This window comes from Echinicola vietnamensis DSM 17526 (assembly GCF_000325705.1).
GTDB classification, from domain to species: Bacteria; Bacteroidota; Bacteroidia; order Cytophagales; family Cyclobacteriaceae; genus Echinicola; species Echinicola vietnamensis.
This window is the reverse complement of sequence record NC_019904.1, coordinates 2469758-2489315: the sequence shown is the minus strand read 5'-3', so window position 1 is coordinate 2489315 and position 19558 is coordinate 2469758. Positions and strand designations below refer to the sequence as shown.

At 43.3% G+C, this 19558-nt stretch carries 15 protein-coding genes and 1 tRNA gene; 2 read left to right on the top strand and 14 right to left on the bottom strand.

The features are described from left to right. Nucleotides 1-37: 37 nt before the first annotated feature. Genes ECHVI_RS10310 through ECHVI_RS10250 form a run of 13 tightly spaced genes read right to left on the bottom strand, consistent with a single transcriptional unit; the run spans nt 38 to nt 15066 of the window. Nucleotides 38-367 (bottom strand): cytochrome C oxidase subunit IV family protein, encoded by a 330-nt coding sequence (locus ECHVI_RS10310; protein ID WP_015265919.1) that lies wholly within the window; start codon nt 365-367, stop codon nt 38-40. 24 nt (nt 368-391) lie between these two features. Beyond that, nucleotides 392-1162 (bottom strand): cytochrome c oxidase subunit 3, encoded by a 771-nt coding sequence (locus tag ECHVI_RS10305; protein ID WP_015265918.1) that lies wholly within the window; start codon nt 1160-1162, stop codon nt 392-394. A 26-nt stretch (nt 1163-1188) separates the two neighbouring features. Further along, on the bottom strand, nt 1189-1770 hold the full coding sequence (locus ECHVI_RS10300) for a cytochrome c oxidase subunit 3 (RefSeq protein ID WP_015265917.1): 582 nt from the start codon (nt 1768-1770) through the stop codon (nt 1189-1191). Continuing rightward, complete coding sequence (cyoE, locus tag ECHVI_RS10295; RefSeq protein WP_015265916.1) at nt 1770-2675, bottom strand: heme o synthase; 906 nt, start codon at nt 2673-2675, stop codon at nt 1770-1772. Before cyoE ends, ECHVI_RS10300 begins: the two co-directional genes overlap by 1 nt. Further along, nucleotides 2672-3754, bottom strand: coding sequence for a COX15/CtaA family protein (locus tag ECHVI_RS10290; RefSeq protein WP_015265915.1), 1083 nt, complete (start codon nt 3752-3754; stop codon nt 2672-2674). The genes cyoE and ECHVI_RS10290 overlap by 4 nt, the downstream gene beginning before the upstream one ends. Then, a complete protein-coding gene (locus ECHVI_RS10285) occupies nt 3735-5633 on the bottom strand; it encodes a cytochrome c oxidase subunit I (protein ID WP_015265914.1) in 1899 nt (632 codons plus the stop codon). Before ECHVI_RS10285 ends, ECHVI_RS10290 begins: the two co-directional genes overlap by 20 nt. A gap of 27 nt (nt 5634-5660) precedes the next feature. Beyond that, nucleotides 5661-6689, bottom strand: coding sequence for a cytochrome c oxidase subunit II (locus ECHVI_RS10280; RefSeq protein WP_015265913.1), 1029 nt, complete (start codon nt 6687-6689; stop codon nt 5661-5663). 24 nt (nt 6690-6713) lie between these two features. Beyond that, complete coding sequence (locus ECHVI_RS10275; protein ID WP_015265912.1) at nt 6714-8114, bottom strand: hypothetical protein; 1401 nt, start codon at nt 8112-8114, stop codon at nt 6714-6716. Further along, entirely contained in the window at nt 8114-8743 is a 630-nt protein-coding gene (locus tag ECHVI_RS10270; RefSeq protein ID WP_015265911.1) for a c-type cytochrome, read from the bottom strand. Before ECHVI_RS10270 ends, ECHVI_RS10275 begins: the two co-directional genes overlap by 1 nt. 17 nt (nt 8744-8760) lie before the next feature. Then, nucleotides 8761-9291, bottom strand: a complete 531-nt coding sequence (locus tag ECHVI_RS10265; RefSeq protein ID WP_015265910.1) for a DUF3341 domain-containing protein — start codon at nt 9289-9291, stop codon at nt 8761-8763. Continuing rightward, on the bottom strand, nt 9291-10655 hold the full coding sequence (gene nrfD, locus ECHVI_RS10260) for an NrfD/PsrC family molybdoenzyme membrane anchor subunit (protein ID WP_015265909.1): 1365 nt from the start codon (nt 10653-10655) through the stop codon (nt 9291-9293). Before nrfD ends, ECHVI_RS10265 begins: the two co-directional genes overlap by 1 nt. Before the next feature lie 18 nt (nt 10656-10673). After that, nucleotides 10674-13763: a TAT-variant-translocated molybdopterin oxidoreductase gene (locus ECHVI_RS10255; RefSeq protein ID WP_015265908.1), complete on the bottom strand. Its 3090-nt coding sequence runs from the start codon at nt 13761-13763 to the stop codon at nt 10674-10676. A gap of 40 nt (nt 13764-13803) precedes the next feature. Continuing rightward, nucleotides 13804-15066 (bottom strand): c-type cytochrome, encoded by a 1263-nt coding sequence (locus tag ECHVI_RS10250; protein ID WP_015265907.1) that lies wholly within the window; start codon nt 15064-15066, stop codon nt 13804-13806. A 370-nt stretch (nt 15067-15436) separates the two neighbouring features. Here ECHVI_RS10250 and ECHVI_RS10245 point away from each other — a divergent pair. Next, nucleotides 15437-15510 (top strand) — tRNA-Cys (locus tag ECHVI_RS10245). Nucleotides 15511-16629: 1119 nt separating this feature from the next. Beyond that, on the top strand, nt 16630-17496 hold the full coding sequence (locus tag ECHVI_RS10240) for a DUF72 domain-containing protein (RefSeq protein ID WP_015265906.1): 867 nt from the start codon (nt 16630-16632) through the stop codon (nt 17494-17496). Between the two features lie 59 nt (nt 17497-17555). Here the strand turns inward: ECHVI_RS10240 and rpsA are convergent, their stop codons facing one another. Then, entirely contained in the window at nt 17556-19334 is a 1779-nt protein-coding gene (rpsA, locus tag ECHVI_RS10235) for a 30S ribosomal protein S1 (RefSeq protein ID WP_015265905.1), read from the bottom strand. Nucleotides 19335-19558: the final 224 nt, after the last annotated feature.

Genomic DNA, 19558 nt, shown 5'->3' with positions numbered 1-19558 from the left:
TTCCAACCTACTTTTTTTAATTTTTATATGGATGGGATTACCATCTGTAGATAAAGATCTCTGCTCCTTCTTTGAATAGGGCAATCAACAGCCAAACCAAAAATATCAGGGGAAGCATGATCGACCAAAACAACGTTTTGGACTCATCTTTCAAGTGCATGAATTCCATCATGATATAGGCCGCTTTTACCAGCGTAAGCCCAATAAAGATGGCGAAAAGAAGCATACCGCGCTCCATGGTAAAGGCAAGAAGAAATTCCACCGCCGTGATAGCGAGAAGGATCCCTGCCGTTTTCCAAATTTTTCTGATTTTTTCCTTATTCCGAGGTAGTACTTCCAAAGTACTGTTATTTCCGTGTGCTGACATAGCTAATAATATTTTTAAGTGAATCTAGACCAGGTAATAGAAGGTAAATACAAATACCCAAACCAAATCTACAAAGTGCCAATATAGCCCAATCTTTTCAACCATCTCATAGTGTCCTCTTCTCTCGTATACACCCACGGCAGCTTGGTAAAAGGCCAAGAACAATAACACGACACCAATGGTTACGTGAAAGCCATGGAATCCGGTGATAAAGAAAAACAGCTGTGCAAAAGGTGCTGGTCCGTATTCATTCACATGGAGATTGGCACCATAAACTACCTCTTTCACCGTTTCGCCGAACGTATTGACGAAAGTCATCATAGTCCCTTCATCACTGCCATGAATAAAGTGGCTCCACTCCCATGCCTGACAGCTAAGGAAGGTAATCCCGCCCAACATGGTCCATAGCATCCATTTTACAACGTCTTTCTTATCATTTCGATGACCAGCTTCCACCGCAAGTACCATGGTAACCGAACTCATGATCAAAATAAAGGTCATTAACCCTACGAACACCAATGGCAAATGAACCCCATGAAAGAATGGAAATGCATTAAAGATCATTTCTGGAATAGGCCAATGTTCATTGGATTTTACAAATTCCGAAACGTGCCCCTCAAAAGCCGGGTAACTAACCCTAATGGAGCCATAAGTAATCAAGAAAGCGGCAAAAGTAAAGATGTCGGAAAGTAGGAAAAACCACATCATAAGTTTTCCGTAACTAGCCTTTAGGGGCTCATTTCCACCACCCCAAATTCCTCTCTTGGAGTTGATTTCAATTGCAGTCGATGACATATATTCTAGGTTTTAACTTAATATTTTCAATGATTCAATAACAAAAACACAAAAAGGTAGATCCACAATCCACCGAGAAAATGCCAATAGGTGGCACACATTTCCAAGGTATTCATCTCTTTGGAATGAATCTGATACCTAAAGGACGAAATTAACACAATAATCAGAAATATCACACCACTGATCAAATGCGCTGCGTGCAAACCTGTAAGGACATACATAAATGAACCAGCAGGATTGCCCACAAAATACACGTCACGCTCCACCAATGCCACCCAACTAAACCACTGCCCCACTAGAAATACCAACCCTAAAGCGGTCGTGATGGTCAAGGCAATTTTTAAATGATTTATCCGGTCATTTTTTGCCGACAAATAAGCCCAATGCATACTTGCGCTGCTCAGCAAAATGATCCCAGACGTATACCATAATATAGAAGGAAGGTCATAATCCAACCAATTTCCTTCGCCTTGGCGCACGATAAAGGCACTGGTCATTGCGGCGAAAATCATCACGACACTGACGATGAATAACCACAATGCAAATTTCTTAGGATGCATTGCAATGGGCTGCTCAGCTCCCTCTGTATAAGCTAACCTCTCTTCCATTACGCCACTTTATCTAATAAATAAGCTATCTGCACAATCGGCAAATACAGAAACGAACCAAACATGATCTTCAAAGCGGACTTTCGAGAGCAATCTCGCATCAACGAAAAGGTCTGTGCCAAGAACAGCACGCCACATACCGTAGCTACAATGCCCGAATTAAGCCCTGTCAAGCCAAAATAACTGGGCAACAAGCCCAATGGCAGCAAGAACAAGGTATAAATCATGATTTGTATCGCCGTATTAAAGTCCTTTCTACCTCCGCAAGGAAGTAATTTAAACCCCGCTTTTTTATAATCTTCATCACTTACCCAGGCAATCGCCCAAAAATGGGGAAACTGCCAAATAAACTGAATACCGAAAATAATCAGTGCTTCATAAGAGATGGCACCTGTTGCAGCTGTCCACCCCAATAATGGCGGCATCGCACCGGGGATGGCGCCTACAAACACCGCTACGGGGCCTACACGCTTAAGCGGGGTGTACACAAAAACATATAACAACATGCTCAGTATACCCAGCCCTGTCGTCAGTGGATTGGTGAAAAACCATAAAATGGATACACCTACCAACGCCACCAACACGGTAAACCAATAGGCTTCGTTAACTGAAATTATATTGAGTGGAAGAGGCCTGTTTTGGGTCCTCTTCATCAGCTTATCATAATCTCTTTCCAATATTTCATTGGCTGCACCTGATGCCCCACTGATCAGAAAACCTCCGATCATCAAGGCAAAACAAGTCCCCCAAGAAAATATCGCTCCACTGTCTCCCAAAACAAATCCGAAAACAGCAGAAAACGTCACCAAAGCAGAAAGCCTGAACTTGATCAGTTCATAATAGGCCTTTGCCCTAATGCTAATGCTGTCAATAAAGGACGCTTCTGATAAATTAACTGTCCTCATGAATTGGATGTATTTAACACTATACTTTTTTGATCACTTAACTGTAATAAGATCACAAATTGCACCCCTATAATCAGCGACCCTACCAAAAGGTGTACGGGCTGCAAAAAGGCTGGAATACCAAAGTATGCCATGCTAGCACCCGTGATAATCTCTATGAATATCAGTACTAGCAGCACTTGTGACCATTTAAATATACTTGAGCTCCGATAGGAGAACATGTACACTTTATAAACAAACCATAGGTGAAGGAATAACAACACCAATGAGAATGACCTATGAATCATGAAATTCACACCTAAATGTGAAATCCACTCGGAACGAAAGAGGCTTCCAAATTGCAAAGCTATAAGATCAATTTCTTCCCTTACTTGTGTTCCCCAAACCACTTGGATAATCATCAGCAGGAATCCCACTACTAATACCCCATAGAGATAATTGGGCCTTTCGGTTTTTGGCTGAATGGTATGATTCAGTTTAAATGCTCTATAATGAACATAAAGCAACAAACATACAATCAACAGCGCCAGCACCATGTGAACGGTAATCATCCAATGAAGTAAATTGGTAGATACCACAATCGATCCAATCCACCCTTGGAATATCACCAGCAGTAGATTGGCGAAGGACAAAATGGCCAACATTCGATCTTCTTTGCGTAATCTAAAAGCATACACAAAAGTGGCGATGACCAATAGTCCAATGATCGCTCCTGTCAGCCTGTTGAGATATTCAATCCAGGTTTTGGTGGCATTAAACTCTTCCTCTACAAGTATGGCCTTGCTATGCTTGATTTCTTCCGCTTTCTGGTGAAATCCAAGGCCATGAAGCATCTTAACAAACCTTTCGTTCTTCTCTAACCTTTTGTTGAGATAGATTTCTTGATAATTATCAGGAAGCTGCTCCACAGCTGTGGGAGGTATCCAGCTTCCAAAACATTTTGGCCAATCGGGACAGCCCATTCCCGCTCCCGTACTGCGGACAATGCCGCCAACCAAGATTAAGAAATACACAGCAATCGCAGTGACCAAGCTGATCCTGCGAAAGCTGCGAATATTTTTATGATTCTTTTGATTCATTTGCTACCAAAACATCTCCTCCTTCTTCTGCCATGATTTCTCGCTCAAGCTTCACTTGCTCTGCTTCATGCGGAAGGTTGGATTCTGGAGTAGAAGACAACGGTACCGTCTGAGGGATAAAGTCTTCTTTTGCCCCAGGCTTGGAGTAATCGTAAGGCCATCTGTAAACCGCTGGGATTTCACCTGGCCAGTTACCGTGTCCTGGATGCAATGGAGTAGTCCACTCCAAAGTATTGGATCTCCATGGATTCAACGGTGCTTTTCTTCCTCTAAACATGCTGTTGAAGAAGTTAAACAAGAAGATAAACTGCGCACCAAACGTCACTATTGCGGCAACAGACACAAACATGTTCAAGTCAGTGTACATATCAGCAAAGTTAAAGTTGGTCCAGCTATAATATCGTCTAGGGAATCCAGCGATACCGATATAGTGCATAGGGAAGAACACCATGTACACGCCCACAAACGTCAACCAAAAGTGGATATAGCCTAATTTTGCATCCATCATTTTGCCAAACATCTTAGGGAACCAATGGTATACACCCGCCATCAATCCAAAGAAAGAAGCAGATCCCATTACCAAGTGGAAGTGAGCCACTACGAAATAGGTATCATGCAATTGGATATCCACAGCGGAGTTACCCAGGAAGATCCCTGTCAAACCACCGGAAATAAAGAACGAAACCAAACCGATGGAGAAGAGCATCGCAGGTGTAAACACCAAGTTACCTCTCCAAAGTGTCGTCAAGTAGTTAAATACTTTTACGGCAGAAGGCACTGCAATGATCAAAGTCAAGAACATGAATATAGATCCTAGGAAAGGATTCATTCCTGACACAAACATGTGGTGTGCCCAAACAACGAAAGACAACACGGTAATGCCAAGCATGGATAAGATCATGGCTTTGTAACCGAAAATTGGCTTTCTGGAATTGGTGGCAATTACTTCTGAAGTAATCCCTAACGCTGGAAGTAATACGATGTATACTTCTGGGTGTCCCAAGAACCAGAAAAGGTGTTGGAAAAGAACTGCGCTACCGCCAGTATTTGGCAATGCTTCACCACCAATATAAATATCAGACAAGTAGAATGAAGTACCGAAACTTCTATCAAATACCAACAACAAGGCAGCTGAAAAAAGCACAGGGAAAGATAACAACCCAATTACGGCAGTCAGGAAGAATGACCAAATGGTCAAAGGCAACCTGCTGAATGACATTCCCCTGGTACGAAGGTTAATGACAGTAGTGATATAATTGATACCGCCCATTAGCTGGGACGCAATAAAGAACACCATGGATACCAACCAAAGCGTCATGCCCAGTCCAGATCCTGGAATGGCTTGTTCTAGCGCAGAAAGGGGCGGATAAATCACCCATCCACCACCAGCTGGACCGGTCTCGATAAACAAGGAAATAAACATGATCACACCGGCAATAAAGAACAACCAGTAAGAAAGCATGTTCATAAAACCAGAGGCCATATCCCTTGCTCCAATCTGAAGTGGAATCAAGTAATTGGAAAAAGTACCACTCAGACCAGCTGTCAGTACAAAGAACACCATGATGGTTCCGTGCATGGTCACCAAAGCAAGGTAGAAATTGGTATCCAAAGATCCTGACTCATCAATCCATCCCCCAAGAATAGGCTTCAAGAAGGTCATGTCCATATCAGGAAACCCTAACTGCAACCTAAAAAGAATGGATAGGAAACCACCAATAAGTGCCCATACAATACCGGTAACCAAAAATTGCTTACCGATCATTTTATGGTCGGTACTAAAGATATATTTCGTGATAAAATTATCACTATGCTCATGATGATCATCATGATGATCATGCGCCGTAGTACCGTGTGTTGATATGTTAGCTACTGCCATAATTATTTTATTATATCAATTAATATCTTATTCTCCACTTTGTATCTGAGCCAATTCCTGGATTTCTGCAGGTGCATCGGCCACCAACGATGGATCCATCTCAATAAAAGTCTGCTGCTCAGCAAACCACTTTTGATACTCCTCTGGCTCAACCACTTCAATTTCCCTTCTCATGGAGAAGTGACCGCCACCACACACTTCTGTACAAGCGATTTCGTAAACAAATTCTTCATCTCCCAGTTCTGCTCTCATCTCAGCAGTCGTCTTGGTGGGAACAAACCAGAATCTGGTAGGCATTCCCGGTACGGCATCCATTTTCAACCGCATATGAGGGGCAAAAACAGAGTGTAATACGTCCCTAGAACGAATTTTGAACAACACAGGCTCACCTTTTGGGATCACTACCTTTTGGGCAGGAAAATCGTCCAAGGCATTCTTATCGGTAAAATCAATTCCTCTGGAGTTAGATGGATTAATCAATCGATAATCATATTTTCCCAATTGCTGGTCTTTGCCGGGATATCTAAACTCCCATGCAAACTGGTACCCCATCACTTCCACTACATGTGCATTTTCAGGTGCAGGAGCAGTAATGTCGGACCATGATTTCCAACCATATACAATCAATACGGTAAGCACCAAAGCCGGTACCGCGGTCCATATAACCTCCAATTTATTGTTTTCAGGAAAATAAGAAGCTTTCGCATTTTCCTTATACTGATACCGGTAACTAAACCAGAACAATAGAATATGGGTAATGATAAACACCACACCGGTGATGGCCATGGTTACCCAGAAAAGGTTATCGGTCACCACCCCATGCTCAGAAGCTATAGGCAAATGATAATTGTGGAACTCTTTAAAAGAATACCAAAAGAACAAGCCTCCAGCACCCAACAAAAAGAGTATAAACAAAGCGGCATTCACTTTATTGCTTCCTGTAGCTACTTTTTTATCAGAACCTTTGACTACAGAAACCAATGTTTGTATCCTATAAACCATCCAAATGATGGATACTAATACTAAAACACCTAGTGCTATAAGAAATCCGTACATAATTCTATCTTTTTCGGATACGTATTAAATATGATGATGATAAGTCTCCTCCAGCATTGGATGATGCTTAGCGATAAGGTTTTTCTTGGAAAGTCCAGTCAATACCACAAAGATCACTACTGATGCATAGCATAGGAACATTCCTATTTCCATAAGTCCAATGCCGCCATTGTGGCCCAATGTTCCAGGCTGAACCATAAGAGAGAAATCAAGCCAGTGTCCAATGATAATGATGGTACAAACCACTTTCAAGAATATGAAATGTCGCTTGGAATCCCTGGTCATCAATACCAAGAACGGTATGACAAAGTTAAGGATCAGGTTGGCAAAGAAGAAACCACTGTATTTATCACTGGTAAGCCTTTCGATATAGTAAACGGACTCCTCAGGAATATTGGCATAATAGATCAACAGGAACTGAGAGAACCACAGGTAAGTCCAGAAAATGGAGAACCCAAAAATAAACTTACCAAGATCGTGAAGGTGGTTTTCGTTGAACATCTCCAAGTATCCTCTTTCTTTAAGCATAATGGTCACCAAACAGATGGCTGACAATCCCGCTACAAACCATGAGGAAAACACATACCAACCAAACAGGGTAGAAAACCAGTGCGTGTCAATGGACATCACCCAATCCCATGCACTGATAGAGGAAGAAACAGCAAAGATCACCAAGAAAATGGCAGAGAACTTCCTCATTTTGTACCAGTAGCTATCACCACCGTTAATATCTTCCTGAAGAGAAAGGTTTTTCAATTTATTGAAAAAGAATATCCACAATCCAAAGAACGCTACCATCCTGATCAACCAGAAGATAGGGAAGCTTCCCTTGGCCAGTGGCCAATAGAAGAAACCACCTTTTCCATCAATGATTTTATCGTAATGTGAACTTTCAGGATCAAACAAATCACTGTGTGTCCAATGGAATAAGTCATGACCTGCTATAAAATAGGTAGCAATCATCGCAATAGCCGCGAATGGCAACCAGTTACCGAAGGAGATCATCACCCTCAAAATGGCCGTAGCCCAACCTGCCTGAGCAGCATATTGAATGGCAAAGAAGAACACTCCAATAATAGCTAGACCTGCGAAGTAAACATTGTTCACCCATAGGTTAGCAAAAAAACGCTTAAATGTGGCGCCACTTCCATGCCCACCTTCTTCGTGTCCAGCTTCAGCTGCATGCTCTTCATGCTCACCATGTCCTGCTGCTGCTTCCGCATGATGGTCATCTCCATGCCCAGTAGCTTCTACATGTTCAGTTTGATGGCCGGAAGATTCGTGACCATGATCACCACTGCCGTTTGTGAAAATCCCTATGACTAACAACAACAACCCAATACCTCCCATGATAAAGATGGTCTTTTTCAGGGCTGCCGTGAAGTCAAATTTCTGATCCAGGTTAAAATTTGTAACGTGCGCCATTATTGTTGTTTCTGAATTTCTTGTTTAACATAGTGAACAATCTTCCACCTTCTCTCAGGAGAAATCTGAGAACCGTGAGCTCCCATTCTTCCTTTTCCGTGTGTGATCACATGGAAAATGTGTCCTTCTGTAAGGTTAATGTATGCACCACCTTTAAGGTTGGCCACACCACCAATCACTTCACCTACCTTACCATCTCCTTCACCTCCAGCACCGTGACAAGGCAAGCAATACTGCATGAACAATTGTTCTCCTGCAGCCAAAACCTGATCATTCAATTCCACTGGGTTTTTCACACTGTCTGAAGCGGTAAGGTCAGCGACATCCAGTCGATAGGGAAGCATGTCATATTGATTTCTAGGAACCGTATTGGGTACAGGTTCCCTCATATTCATCTTGTGCGGATTGTAAATATTACTGTTGTAAAATTCACCTTTGCCATCCTCTCTATTGGACAACCAGCTTCCTGACTCTTCATTTTGAATTTGGGTAAGCGGTTCGTAAGCTACGGAGTGATACATCTGAGGAGCGTACTCCAACCCCTGATCATCTCCAGAAGCTCCGCAAGATACTACTCCTAATGAAGCAGCGGAAAGCGCAACAAAATATATGGATTTTAAAATTTTCATATCTTCTTCGTTACCTACTATTCAAAACTTTTATTATTCACTTCTGAAGCACCTGATGCCTGCAACAGCTCTTTAATTTTCGCTTCTTCCACGCCAGCATTTACAGCGATATCGATCGCCATCACATGTTTGTCATCTGTACTTCTTTTATCAAAGATTCTAGGCTGTGCCCATGGCTTAAGGTCACTACTGATCATAAACACCCCGACCATACCAAACGAGGCCAACAGTACCGTCAGCTCAAAGGTTACAGGGATAAAGTCAGGAATTGCTGCGTGGTCTTTACCACCAATGATCATTGGCCAGTCCACCGCCATCATCAACAGCTGCATGGTCAAAGCCAAACAAGTACCGCACAATCCAAACAAGAAGGCAGCAATTGGCAATCGGCTTCTTCTATACCCAAGCACATCTTCCAGACCGTGTACAGGATAAGGAGTGAACACCTCATGGATCTTTACGCCACTCTCCCGTACTTTGGTAACAGCTTCTTTCAAAACATCCTCATCATCATAAATACCGAGGACAAAATTCGTATCTCTTTCCATTATTTATTTACTTTTTCAGATGAAGACTTCAATACAGATTTCACCTCTGCCATGTTGATCACTGGGAAAAACTTAGCAAACAACAGGAAGAGTGTAAAGAACAAACCAAAAGTGAACAGGTAAACTCCTACGTCTGCCCAAGTAGGGTAGAACATCGCCCATGAAGAAGGCAAGAAGTCTCTGTGGAGTGAGGTTACAATAATCACAAATCGTTCGAACCACATCCCAATGTTTACCACAATCGAAAGTGCAAAGGTAAACACGATGGAAGTCCGGATTTTCTTGAACCAGAATAACTGTGGTGAAATCACGTTACAAGTCATCATAGACCAATATGCCCACCAATAAGGCCCAAAGGCTCGGTTGATGAATGCATATTGCTCTGCAGCTACTCCAGAATACCACGCGATAAAGAACTCAGTAATATAAGCGATACCCACGATGGATCCTGTGATGATGATAACGATGTTCATCAATTCGATGTGCACCATGGTGATATAATCTTCCAGCTTGAAAAGCTTCCTGGTAATCAACATCAAGGTCAGTACCATGGCAAATCCAGAGAAAATCGCCCCTGCCACAAAGTACGGAGGGAAAATCGTCGTATGCCAACCAGGAATTACGGAGGTGGCAAAGTCAAAGGATACAATGGTGTGTACAGAAAGTACCAGCGGTGTGGCCAAACCTGCAAGAATCAACGATACGGCTTCATACCTCATCCATATCTTAGCAGCTCCAGTCCATCCAAAGCTCAATGCACCGTAAACAACTTTTCTTAAACCGGTGGCCCTGTCACGGATAGTGGCAAAATCTGGAATCAACCCGATATACCAGAACACCAATGATACCGAGAAGTAAGTAGAAATCGCAAACACGTCCCAAAGCAAGGGGGAGTTAAAGTTTACCCAAAGGGATCCAAAAACGTTTGGTAGCGGAAGCGCCCAGTATGCTCCTAGCCATGGTCTCCCCATGTGAAGTACTGGAAACATTGCCGCACAAATAACGGCAAAAATCGTCATCGCTTCAGCAGCCCTGTTAATGGATGTTCTCCATTTTTGTCTGAAAAGTAACAAAACTGCTGAAATCAAGGTACCGGCGTGACCAATACCTACCCACCATACGAAGTTGGTGATATCCCATGCCCAGCCTACAGTCTTGTTCAGTCCCCACATACCAATACCTTCCCAGACCGTAGCACCCACGGCTATACCACCTAATAACAGCACCCCAATGGATACTGCCAGTCCAAGCATCCAGCCAATCGTTGGCTTTCCTTCCACTTGTCTAGAAACGTCATGGGTAACGTCTTTGTATGTTTTACCGCCCGTAACTAACGGCTCGCGTACGGATGAAGTAACCTGCATATCTTATAAAATTATTATTTACGCTTCGTTTTTGTCCTTATTTCTAATCTTGGTGAAGTACCAAATGTTAGGGCTTACGTTGATTTCCTCTAACACATGGTAAGCTCTTTCCTCATTGACCTCTTTCACTGCAGAAGTAGTATTTTCTTCTATCTTCAGCATCTGAGAAACCTTACTCTTAGGATCGTTCAAATCACCAAATACCAAGGCATCCGTAGAACAAGCTACTGCACAGGCTACGTTGATTTCTCCATCCTTCACCTTGCGGTTTTCACGCTTAGCGGCAAGCTTACCAGCTTGGATACGCTGCACACACATGCTGCATTTCTCCATCACACCCCTTGCACGAACGGTTACATCTGGGTTCAGCACCATCTTGCCAAGATCATCATTTTGGGCCACATTGACCTTTGAGAAGTCTTTGTTATCATGGTATTTGAACCAGTTGAATCGCCTTACTTTATAAGGACAGTTGTTGGCACAATAACGCGTACCAATACATCTATTGTAAGTCATTTGGTTAAGGCCTTCAGAACTGTGCGTAGTGGCAGCCACTGGACATACCGTCTCACAAGGAGCGTTGTTACAGTGCTGACACATCATCGGCTGGAAGGTAACTTCAGGATTATCGGAAGCTTTTTCAAGGCCTTCCAAATCTCCGGCTTCAGCATCGGAACTGTAATAACGGTCGATTCGGATCCAAGCCATCTCCCTTCTGTTCAGCACCTCTTCTTTTCCGACTACCGCTACGTTATTTTCTACCTGACAGGCCACGGTACACGCACCACAACCCACACAAGAGTTCATGTCGATCGCTAGCCCCCAGTGATGCTGGCTATACTTATGTCCATTCCAAAGCGATATTTTGGAAGGTTTTACAAATTCGCCATCCTTGTAGATCTTTGGCATCTCTCTACCAGCAGAAGCATCTTCTTTGTACTCTGGCAAAGTAGCTTCCTGGATCACGTTACCACGATCCATGTAAGTCTGGTGTGTCTGCGTTTGGGCGATTCTATAGGTATCTCCGGTAAGTTCAATGCTTACTCCGGAGGTAATTTCATTATTAACAAAGCCTTTGGAGTTGTCGAGCAACTGATAAGCGTTTACCCCAACGCCGTTGGCCACTCTACCGGCTTTGGTCCTACCATATCCCAAGGCCAAACCAATGGTTCCGTCCGCTTGGCCTGGTTGGATCAATACGGGAACAATTAGCGATTTACCATTAGCGGTAATTTTAGCTTTTTTGGTCTCGCCTTCTACCATCTTCAAGCCATTTTCGTTGGCCCATTTCTGGGAAACGGTTAGGTAGTTATCCCAAGTGGCTTTGGAAATCGGATCGGACATTTCTTGCAGCCAAGGGTTATTGGCAAAAGTACCGTCTCCGATGCCTATTTTTTGGTAGATGATCAATTCAGCACCATTGCTGGATGCTGAATAGGACTTGTTTACTGCTGCGGCTGCGCTGCTAACATCTCCTACAGGCGTCAATTCAGCCGTTTCGCTGGCAAGAGGTGTAGAATAGTAACCATTGTATAAGGCCCTATCCCAAAACTCCTGGAACGTGGTGATTTCTGACTGTCCGGCATAAAGCTCCTTCCAGTTATCCTGTAGGAAATCATAGTAATTGGTAGGAACACCTGCCCAGGTAAGGAAAGATTCCTGAGCCTGACGCGTATCAAACAGTGGAGAAATGGCCGGTTGCGATAAGCTATACTCGCCTGCCTTTGGATGGAAGTCATTCCAAGACTCCAAATAGTGGTGATCCGGAGCCACATACTGTACCAAGGAAGCTGTTTCGTCCATGGTGCCGTTCGTAGCGACAGATACTTTGGCTTTTGCTATCGCTTGCCCCAATGCCTCTCCCTGAGGAGTATCGTATACTGGGTTACAATTATAAAACAAGACGCCACCTACTCTTCCTGATGCCAACTCCTTAGTGAAACGGGCAATGGCCGCATCATCACCTTGTCTGAAGTTTACAGCCTTGGTATAGCTGATAGTATTGTTATTATTGCCAAGCAATTCATTGATCGCATTGATCACGACTTGCACATTTGGATCATTGGAACCTGACACGACAAGGGACTTGCCTCTATTGGCCCAAAGTTCATTGGCAGCTTTGGAAAGGTGCGCTACTTCGACCCCTGCGGCTTTCACGGAAGGGGCTCCAGCTTTCTTGGCAAGCAAGTTATAAAGTGCCAAAACGGCCAAGCCACTTTGGGATGCCTTAATCGGCGTCCTGTAGTCAGCATTGGCACCGGTCAAAGACAGGTTAGATTCAAATTGGAAGTGACGGGACATCTCTGGATGTTCCTTGCTGATCTTTCTTCCTTGGGCATATTGCTTGGAATACTCAATGGGAGCGATCCAAGTCCCCAAGAAATCAGCACCAAAGCTGACGATCACATCAGCCTTGTCAAAGCTATAGTTAGGCAAAACAGCAGTGCCATAATAGGTTTGGTTCGCTTTTACAATCCCATATGCAGAAGAAGCATCATAGGTAATCACTTCCGCACCACCAATAGCATCTGTAAGTGCCTTCAGTGCTTTCTCAGAAGAAGGAGACATGATGGTGTTTGTCACCACTTTCACATTTCCTGCAGCTTTTAATTTTGCCGCTACTTCTTTATCGATTGTTGCCCAATCGGATTTCTCACCGTTTTTATAAGGGCTTGTTAACCTTTCTTTGTCGTATAGGGACAGTACGGAAGCTTCTACAATAGCGCTGGTACCGCCTTTGGTCACTGGAGAAAGCTTGTTACCATCTACCTTGATGGGCCTACCTTCTCTGGTTTTTACCACTACCGATGCATACTCACCTCCACCGAAGAAAGTAGATGCATAATAATTTGGAATAGATGGATTTACATCCACCGGCTTGTTCACATATGGAATAGCCTTTCTGACAGGAGCTTCACAAGCAGCCAATGAAGCTGCGGCTAAGCTGAATCCCATCAATTTAAGGAAATCTCTTCTGGATGCGCCTCCTTCTTGTTGTCCGCCGATTGGAAGGTACTCAGGAAATTCCCGATCTGCATTCTTCACAAATTCCGGATCGTTTGTCAACTGTTCTAATCCCTTCCAGTATTTCTTTTTATTTTCTTTCATTTTATATTAAAGAAAAGAATGTTCTTAAAAGATTTTTTAATTAATAGTGGCACTTAGCACACTCCAGACCGCCAATGTCTTTTACTTTAAGCGCATCTTTGGATTCTGAATGAAGCTGTACCAACTTGTCGTAGTATTCGTTACCAGCTGTTTTGATGTCTGTCTTTCTGTGACAGTCAATACACCACCCCATGGTTAGGGCACTGTGCTGGCGCACTACTTCCATCTCCTCAATAGGACCATGACAAGTCTGACACTCAATACCTCCCACTTTCACGTGCTGAGAGTGGTTGAAGTATGCCAGATCAGGTAGGTTATGTACCCGTACCCATTCTATAGGCTGATTATTGTCTACTGCATCGTAAATTTTCTGAATCTCTGGAGACACTCCTTCTTTACCGGCTACGTTCTGCACGTGCATGTGGCAGTTCATACAGATGTTAGGTGAAGGGATGTTGGCAGATCTTCCGATCTCCACTCCAGTGTGACAGTATTGACAAGGGATTTCCTTGTCGCCGGCATGCAATTTGTGAGAGAAGGCAATCGGCTGTGTGGGTTGATAGCCTTGCTGCACACCTACTGTATATAAACCATCGATAGCCGTCTTGGCGACCAAAGCCACCACAATCGCCGTAACGATGATGATAAAGGCATCACTTTTCAGGACTTTCTTGAAATCCGTCTTTTGATTTATAAACTCCTTATCTTCCTCTTCCAGGGGCTGTTTGTTCAGGTATTTGGTCAATACCGATACGATCAATCCCAGAACAATAAGGATCAACAACAACACCACTACCAAAACCGCTAAGATAATAGTGAGGTATTCGCTTGGCACACCGCTGCTTGTGGCTCCTGATGCAGCACCTTCCGCTCCACCTTCAGCTGGAGCAGCTTCCTCCTGACCACCATACTCAATGTAGGAAAGTAAGTTCATTACATCTTCATCACTCAGGAATGGATGTGCTGGCATCACCGTGTTGTTAAACTCCGCAAAAAGCGCCGTAGCATCAGCGTCTCCACTTTGGATCACTTTTTGTGAATTCTTTATAAACGCCTGGATCCATGCTATGTCTCTTCGGTCACTAACCCCTCGAAGCGCTGGGCCGGTAAATTTCTGATCTAGCTTGTGACAGGTCTTACAGTTGGCGTTAAATAGTGACTCACCAGCCTTGATGGCATCTTCACTATCAGAAACTTCAGGGTCAGCAGCAAAAGCATTAATTCCTAATAACAAAAAGGAAAAAATCAACGCCATGTTGCAAAATCTGAAGGGAACACTTAATAACGAGCGTTTGATTGACATATTTATAACTCTTTAATCAGTTTATTTCACGGTTTTTAAAACTCCTCACAAATGTACTACCCAACTTCTATTTTTCAAACCCGTACAGTAACACACAATAACCTTTAGCATTTCCATACAACCCACACAATTTATTTATAATCAGTGCTTTACAAAACAAAAACCCCGTTCAATTTCTATTTAGAACCTTTATAAATAACCCCGGTTCTAAAATAATTTTCAAAAAGCCTCATCTTAGGCAATTGTTTTGCGTTAAATCGGCAATATCCAAGCGTTATCAGTTCAAAAAAAATAAAAAAATCACTAAAAATTTAAGAATTGAATTTTGGATAAAATCATATTATCAATACATTTGCATCTCGATAAAGATGGTCGAGTGGCCGAGTGGCTAGGCAGAGGTCTGCAAAACCTTGTACAGCGGTTCGAATCCGCTCTCGACCTCCATCAAAAAGCATCCGCCTAGGTGGATGCTTTTTTTATTTTTTGCTATTCTCAAGGCTCCACAATTTCCGGTTCAAGCAATGTTTTTTTGGGGATAAGTTTCTTTTTTTATCGGAACAATGATACGCCACCAAGACTCCAAGGCACAACGCAATTATAAATTCCTTCCAACGCATTTACAGCATCCACTTCGTGTCCAAAAAGTCTAACACAAGCCCTCATTTGCAACGAATGGCTTACAGGGCAAGACATTTGTAAGGTTCAAACAATATTTCTGGGGGGATGATTTTCGACATGTTCTTATGAAAGAAAATTTTACACCGCTAAAACGATGGTTTTCCTCCATCCGCTCGAATGGGTTTTAGCGGGAAGTTGTGGAGAATAGGGCGGTCAATGCGGCTAAAACGGAAAACGTTGAATGGATTAATTTACCATGGGCTTCACCCATGGCTATGAATGTGTCGAGGCTGTCTCATAAATAAATAATCCGTCATCACGAACGGAGTGAAGTGATCTCGATGTGCTTGCATTGCACGTATGACGAGATTGCTTCTTCCGATATCCATCGGAATCGCAATGACGAGGACTTATGAGACAACCTCTTTTGGCCTTTTTATTAAAATCATTTTAAGCCACCGATAAAAAATTTGAACACGGATTTGCCATTTCTTAAGCACCCTATCTGTGTTTTTCAGCGTTCATCCCTAGCCAAATAGCAACCAAAGGTGGCGAAGAACATATTTACCCATCGAAATAGGCTACCCCACATCTTTTCTGCTTGATCCATTTATAATGCACCTGAACGTTTAGCTCGAGCATCATCCTGAGCGCTTGCCTGTCCGGTAGGCAATAAATCAAAGGATATCGTAGAACCTCGACTCCCTGACCTCAATAGACGAGCGCTCGGCCTGACATCCATCACATCACTTACATAGAGCATTTGTAAAGGCCCCTCCTTTTTCCATCATCTTTACGGCACTAACTCCCCTTCCCTGCAAACAGGTCAATGTTCATCTCTCCAGCGATATGGTTTGATCCCAAAACTTTTCACGGCCACTTCCGTTTCAAATTTTCACATTAATAATTAACTTATACTTTTATCTCATCTTTAAAAACAGAGCCATGAAATTTGGAAGCGTAGAAGATCCCTCATCGATCGATTTCACCTTACCTCCTGACCATCCTGAAACAAAGGATACCCTTCAAAAGTACAAGTCTGACGATCCGTTTGAAGTCTATGTCGGCTGTGCCAAATGGAACAGGGCTGATCTCAAGGGGTTTTACCCCAGAGGCACCAAAGACGAGCTCACCTATTATGCCACACAATTTAACTCCATCGAGCTAAATGCTACCTTTTACAGTTCTCCCAGCATTGACCAGGTCAAGACTTGGGCCCATAAAACGCCTAAGGACTTCAGGTTTTTCCCCAAGATCCCAAACACGGTCAGTCATTTTAAGCGGCTTATCAATGTCGAGGAACCCGTCATGGCTTTTGCGGATGCCGTTGCGAATTTTGAGGACCGACTGGGGATGGCATTTTTACAGATGCACAATAACTTCAAGCCAAAGGATTTTGACAGAGTGGAAAAGTTTATAGAAGCATTCCCTCCAGAAATACCGCTGGCACTCGAGTTAAGAAACGAGGACTGGTTTGCTGATGAAGCGGTGCTGGACAACTACTGCAAACTGCTAGTCGACAACCAACGCACCAACATCATTGTGGACACCGCTGGCCGAAGGGACATGCTGCACATGAGGCTGACCAGTGATGCGGCCTTTATCCGTTATGTGGGCGCCAATGCCGACAGTGACTACTCCCGGCTGGATGACTGGCTAGCGCGCATCGTTCAATGGCGAAAGCAAGGGCTCAAAAAACTCTACTTCTTCGTTCATCAGAATGTGGAAAAGGAATCACCTCTTCTGTCGGCCTATTTCATCAAAAAACTCAACAAGCAATTTGGACTTAGCTTAAAAATTCCAAACGAATAAAAAAAAGCATCCGCCGTGGCGGATGCTTTTCTATTTTCACTAAGTGGATGGATCAAAAATTACTTCTTGTCCCCACCTTCCATTTTCTCTTTCAAAGCAGAAAGGGCATCCAAATCACCTAAAGTAGATTTTTCTTGCGGATCTCCACCTGCTGGCTTCTTCTTGGCTGTAGAAGGAGCTTTCTTAGCTGGCTGCTTAGAAGGCATCGCATCTTCTCTGAAGGTAGCCGTGTGAGAAAGTACAATTCGCTTGTCATCTTTAGAGAATTCAGTTACCACGAAATCAACCGCGTCACCTACTTCTACCTGCGAACCGTCTTCTTTTTCAAGGTTCTTGATGGTAGCGAATCCTTCAAGCCCGTAAGGAAGCTCAAGGACAGCACCTTTATCGTTTTTGGAAACGACAGTACACTTATGAGAAGAACCTACTGGGAAGACACCTTCAAAAGTATCCCAAGGATTCTCTTCAAGCTGCTTATGGCCTAGGGCCAATCTTCTGTTGTCCACATCAAGCTCCAACACGACAACTTCCAATTCGTCGTTTACCTTCACGTACTCAGAAGGGTGCTTGATTTTCTTGGTCCAAGAAAGATCAGAAACGTGAACCAGACCGTCGATACCTTCTTCAAGCTCTAGGAACAATCCAAAGTTGGTCAAGTTTCTCACGACACCTTGGTGCTTCGTACCCACAGCATACTTCGTCACCATGTCCTGCTTAGTCCATGGATCTTCAGTAAGTTGTTTGATACCAAGCGACATCTTACGCTCTTCTTTATCCAATGTCAAGACTACCGCTTCGATCTCATCTCCTACTTTCACGAAGTCCGCAGGATTTCTCAGGTGCTGAGACCAAGACATTTCAGATACGTGGATAAGCCCTTCTACACCAGGAGCAAGCTCAAGGAATGCACCGTAGTCCGCTACGTTTACAATCTTACCTTTCACTTTAGAACCTACTTCAAGCTCAGCAGAAAGAGAGTCCCAAGGATGAGCAGTAAGCTGCTTCATACCCAAAGAGATACGCTTCTTATCATCATCAAAATCAAGCACTACTACCTGAACTTTGTCGTCAAGGTTAAGCACTTCTTCTGGATGATTGATACGTCCCCAAGAAATGTCTGTAATGTGAAGTAGACCATCCACACCACCAAGGTCGATGAATACACCGAAATTGGTCATGTTCTTGATCACACCTTCCAATACCTGACCTTTTTCCAGGTTGTTCAGGATCTCTGCTTTTTGCTTCTCCAGATCTTTCTCGATCAATACTTTGTGAGAAACTACTACGTTATCGTTAGCGTGGTTGATCTTAACCACTTTCACTTCCATTTTCTTGCCTACATAGACATCAAAGTCACGGATAGGCTTCACGTCAATCTGAGAACCTGGCAAGAAAGCCTCCACACCGTAGATATCTACGATCAGACCACCTTTGGTTCTTCTCTTCACAAGACCTTCGATCACATTGTCGTACTCAAGCGCATCTTCGATGTCCTGCCATGCACGTACCATTTTGGCTTTCTTTCTGGAAAGCACCAATTGACCCAAAGCATTTTCTTGCTCTTCAATGAAAAGTTCTACCTCATCACCGATTTTCAGGTCTGGAAGGTCACGGAACTCAGTTCTTGGCACTAGACCGTCAGACTTGAACCCGATATTGATGATCACATCCTTATCATTGATACCTACTACAGTACCTTTGATGACTTCCTTCTCACTGATTTCGGTCAACGTTTCGTCATACAGCTTTTCCATTTCTGCTCGCTCCGCAGAAGTGTAGCCTTCGCCAAAACCTTTAGTTTCGAACTTGTCCCAGTTAAAATCTTCGTTATTAGACATATTAGTAAAGTGGCACTGACTTTCAACAGCCCTAGTACCTTCAGGCTGAGGTTTTTAGTTATCGATATCCCCAGCGACGTATTTCATCACAGGGAACCGTCCAACCGAACGGACTGCAAAAGTACTGATTTTTTATCACTTAAAACAATTTCATTAAAAAAATTAAACATGAATTTCCGGATTGACCATCAGGCATTTACCCTTCAAAACAGGAAATAAAAAAT

Excerpts from the sequence above, each read along its gene's own strand:
- ECHVI_RS10280 (WP_015265913.1), bottom strand. The coding sequence starts at position 6,689 with ATGTACGGATTTCTTATAGCACTAGGTGTTTTAGTATTAGTATCCATC.
- cyoE (WP_015265916.1), bottom strand. The coding sequence starts at position 2,675 with ATGAGGACAGTTAATTTATCAGAAGCGTCCTTTATTGACAGCATTAGC.
- ECHVI_RS10240 (WP_015265906.1), top strand. The coding sequence starts at position 16,630 with ATGAAATTTGGAAGCGTAGAAGATCCCTCATCGATCGATTTCACCTTA.
- ECHVI_RS10255 (WP_015265908.1), bottom strand. The coding sequence starts at position 13,763 with ATGAAAGAAAATAAAAAGAAATACTGGAAGGGATTAGAACAGTTGACA.
- ECHVI_RS10250 (WP_015265907.1), bottom strand. The coding sequence starts at position 15,066 with ATGTCAATCAAACGCTCGTTATTAAGTGTTCCCTTCAGATTTTGCAAC.
- ECHVI_RS10305 (WP_015265918.1), bottom strand. The coding sequence starts at position 1,162 with ATGTCATCGACTGCAATTGAAATCAACTCCAAGAGAGGAATTTGGGGT.
- ECHVI_RS10265 (WP_015265910.1), bottom strand. The coding sequence starts at position 9,291 with ATGGAAAGAGATACGAATTTTGTCCTCGGTATTTATGATGATGAGGAT.
- ECHVI_RS10300 (WP_015265917.1), bottom strand. The coding sequence starts at position 1,770 with ATGGAAGAGAGGTTAGCTTATACAGAGGGAGCTGAGCAGCCCATTGCA.
- ECHVI_RS10290 (WP_015265915.1), bottom strand. The coding sequence starts at position 3,754 with ATGAATCAAAAGAATCATAAAAATATTCGCAGCTTTCGCAGGATCAGC.
- ECHVI_RS10270 (WP_015265911.1), bottom strand. The coding sequence starts at position 8,743 with ATGAAAATTTTAAAATCCATATATTTTGTTGCGCTTTCCGCTGCTTCA.
- nrfD (WP_015265909.1), bottom strand. The coding sequence starts at position 10,655 with ATGCAGGTTACTTCATCCGTACGCGAGCCGTTAGTTACGGGCGGTAAA.
- rpsA (WP_015265905.1), bottom strand. The coding sequence starts at position 19,334 with ATGTCTAATAACGAAGATTTTAACTGGGACAAGTTCGAAACTAAAGGT.
- ECHVI_RS10310 (WP_015265919.1), bottom strand. The coding sequence starts at position 367 with ATGTCAGCACACGGAAATAACAGTACTTTGGAAGTACTACCTCGGAAT.
- ECHVI_RS10285 (WP_015265914.1), bottom strand. The coding sequence starts at position 5,633 with ATGGCAGTAGCTAACATATCAACACACGGTACTACGGCGCATGATCAT.
- ECHVI_RS10275 (WP_015265912.1), bottom strand. The coding sequence starts at position 8,114 with ATGGCGCACGTTACAAATTTTAACCTGGATCAGAAATTTGACTTCACG.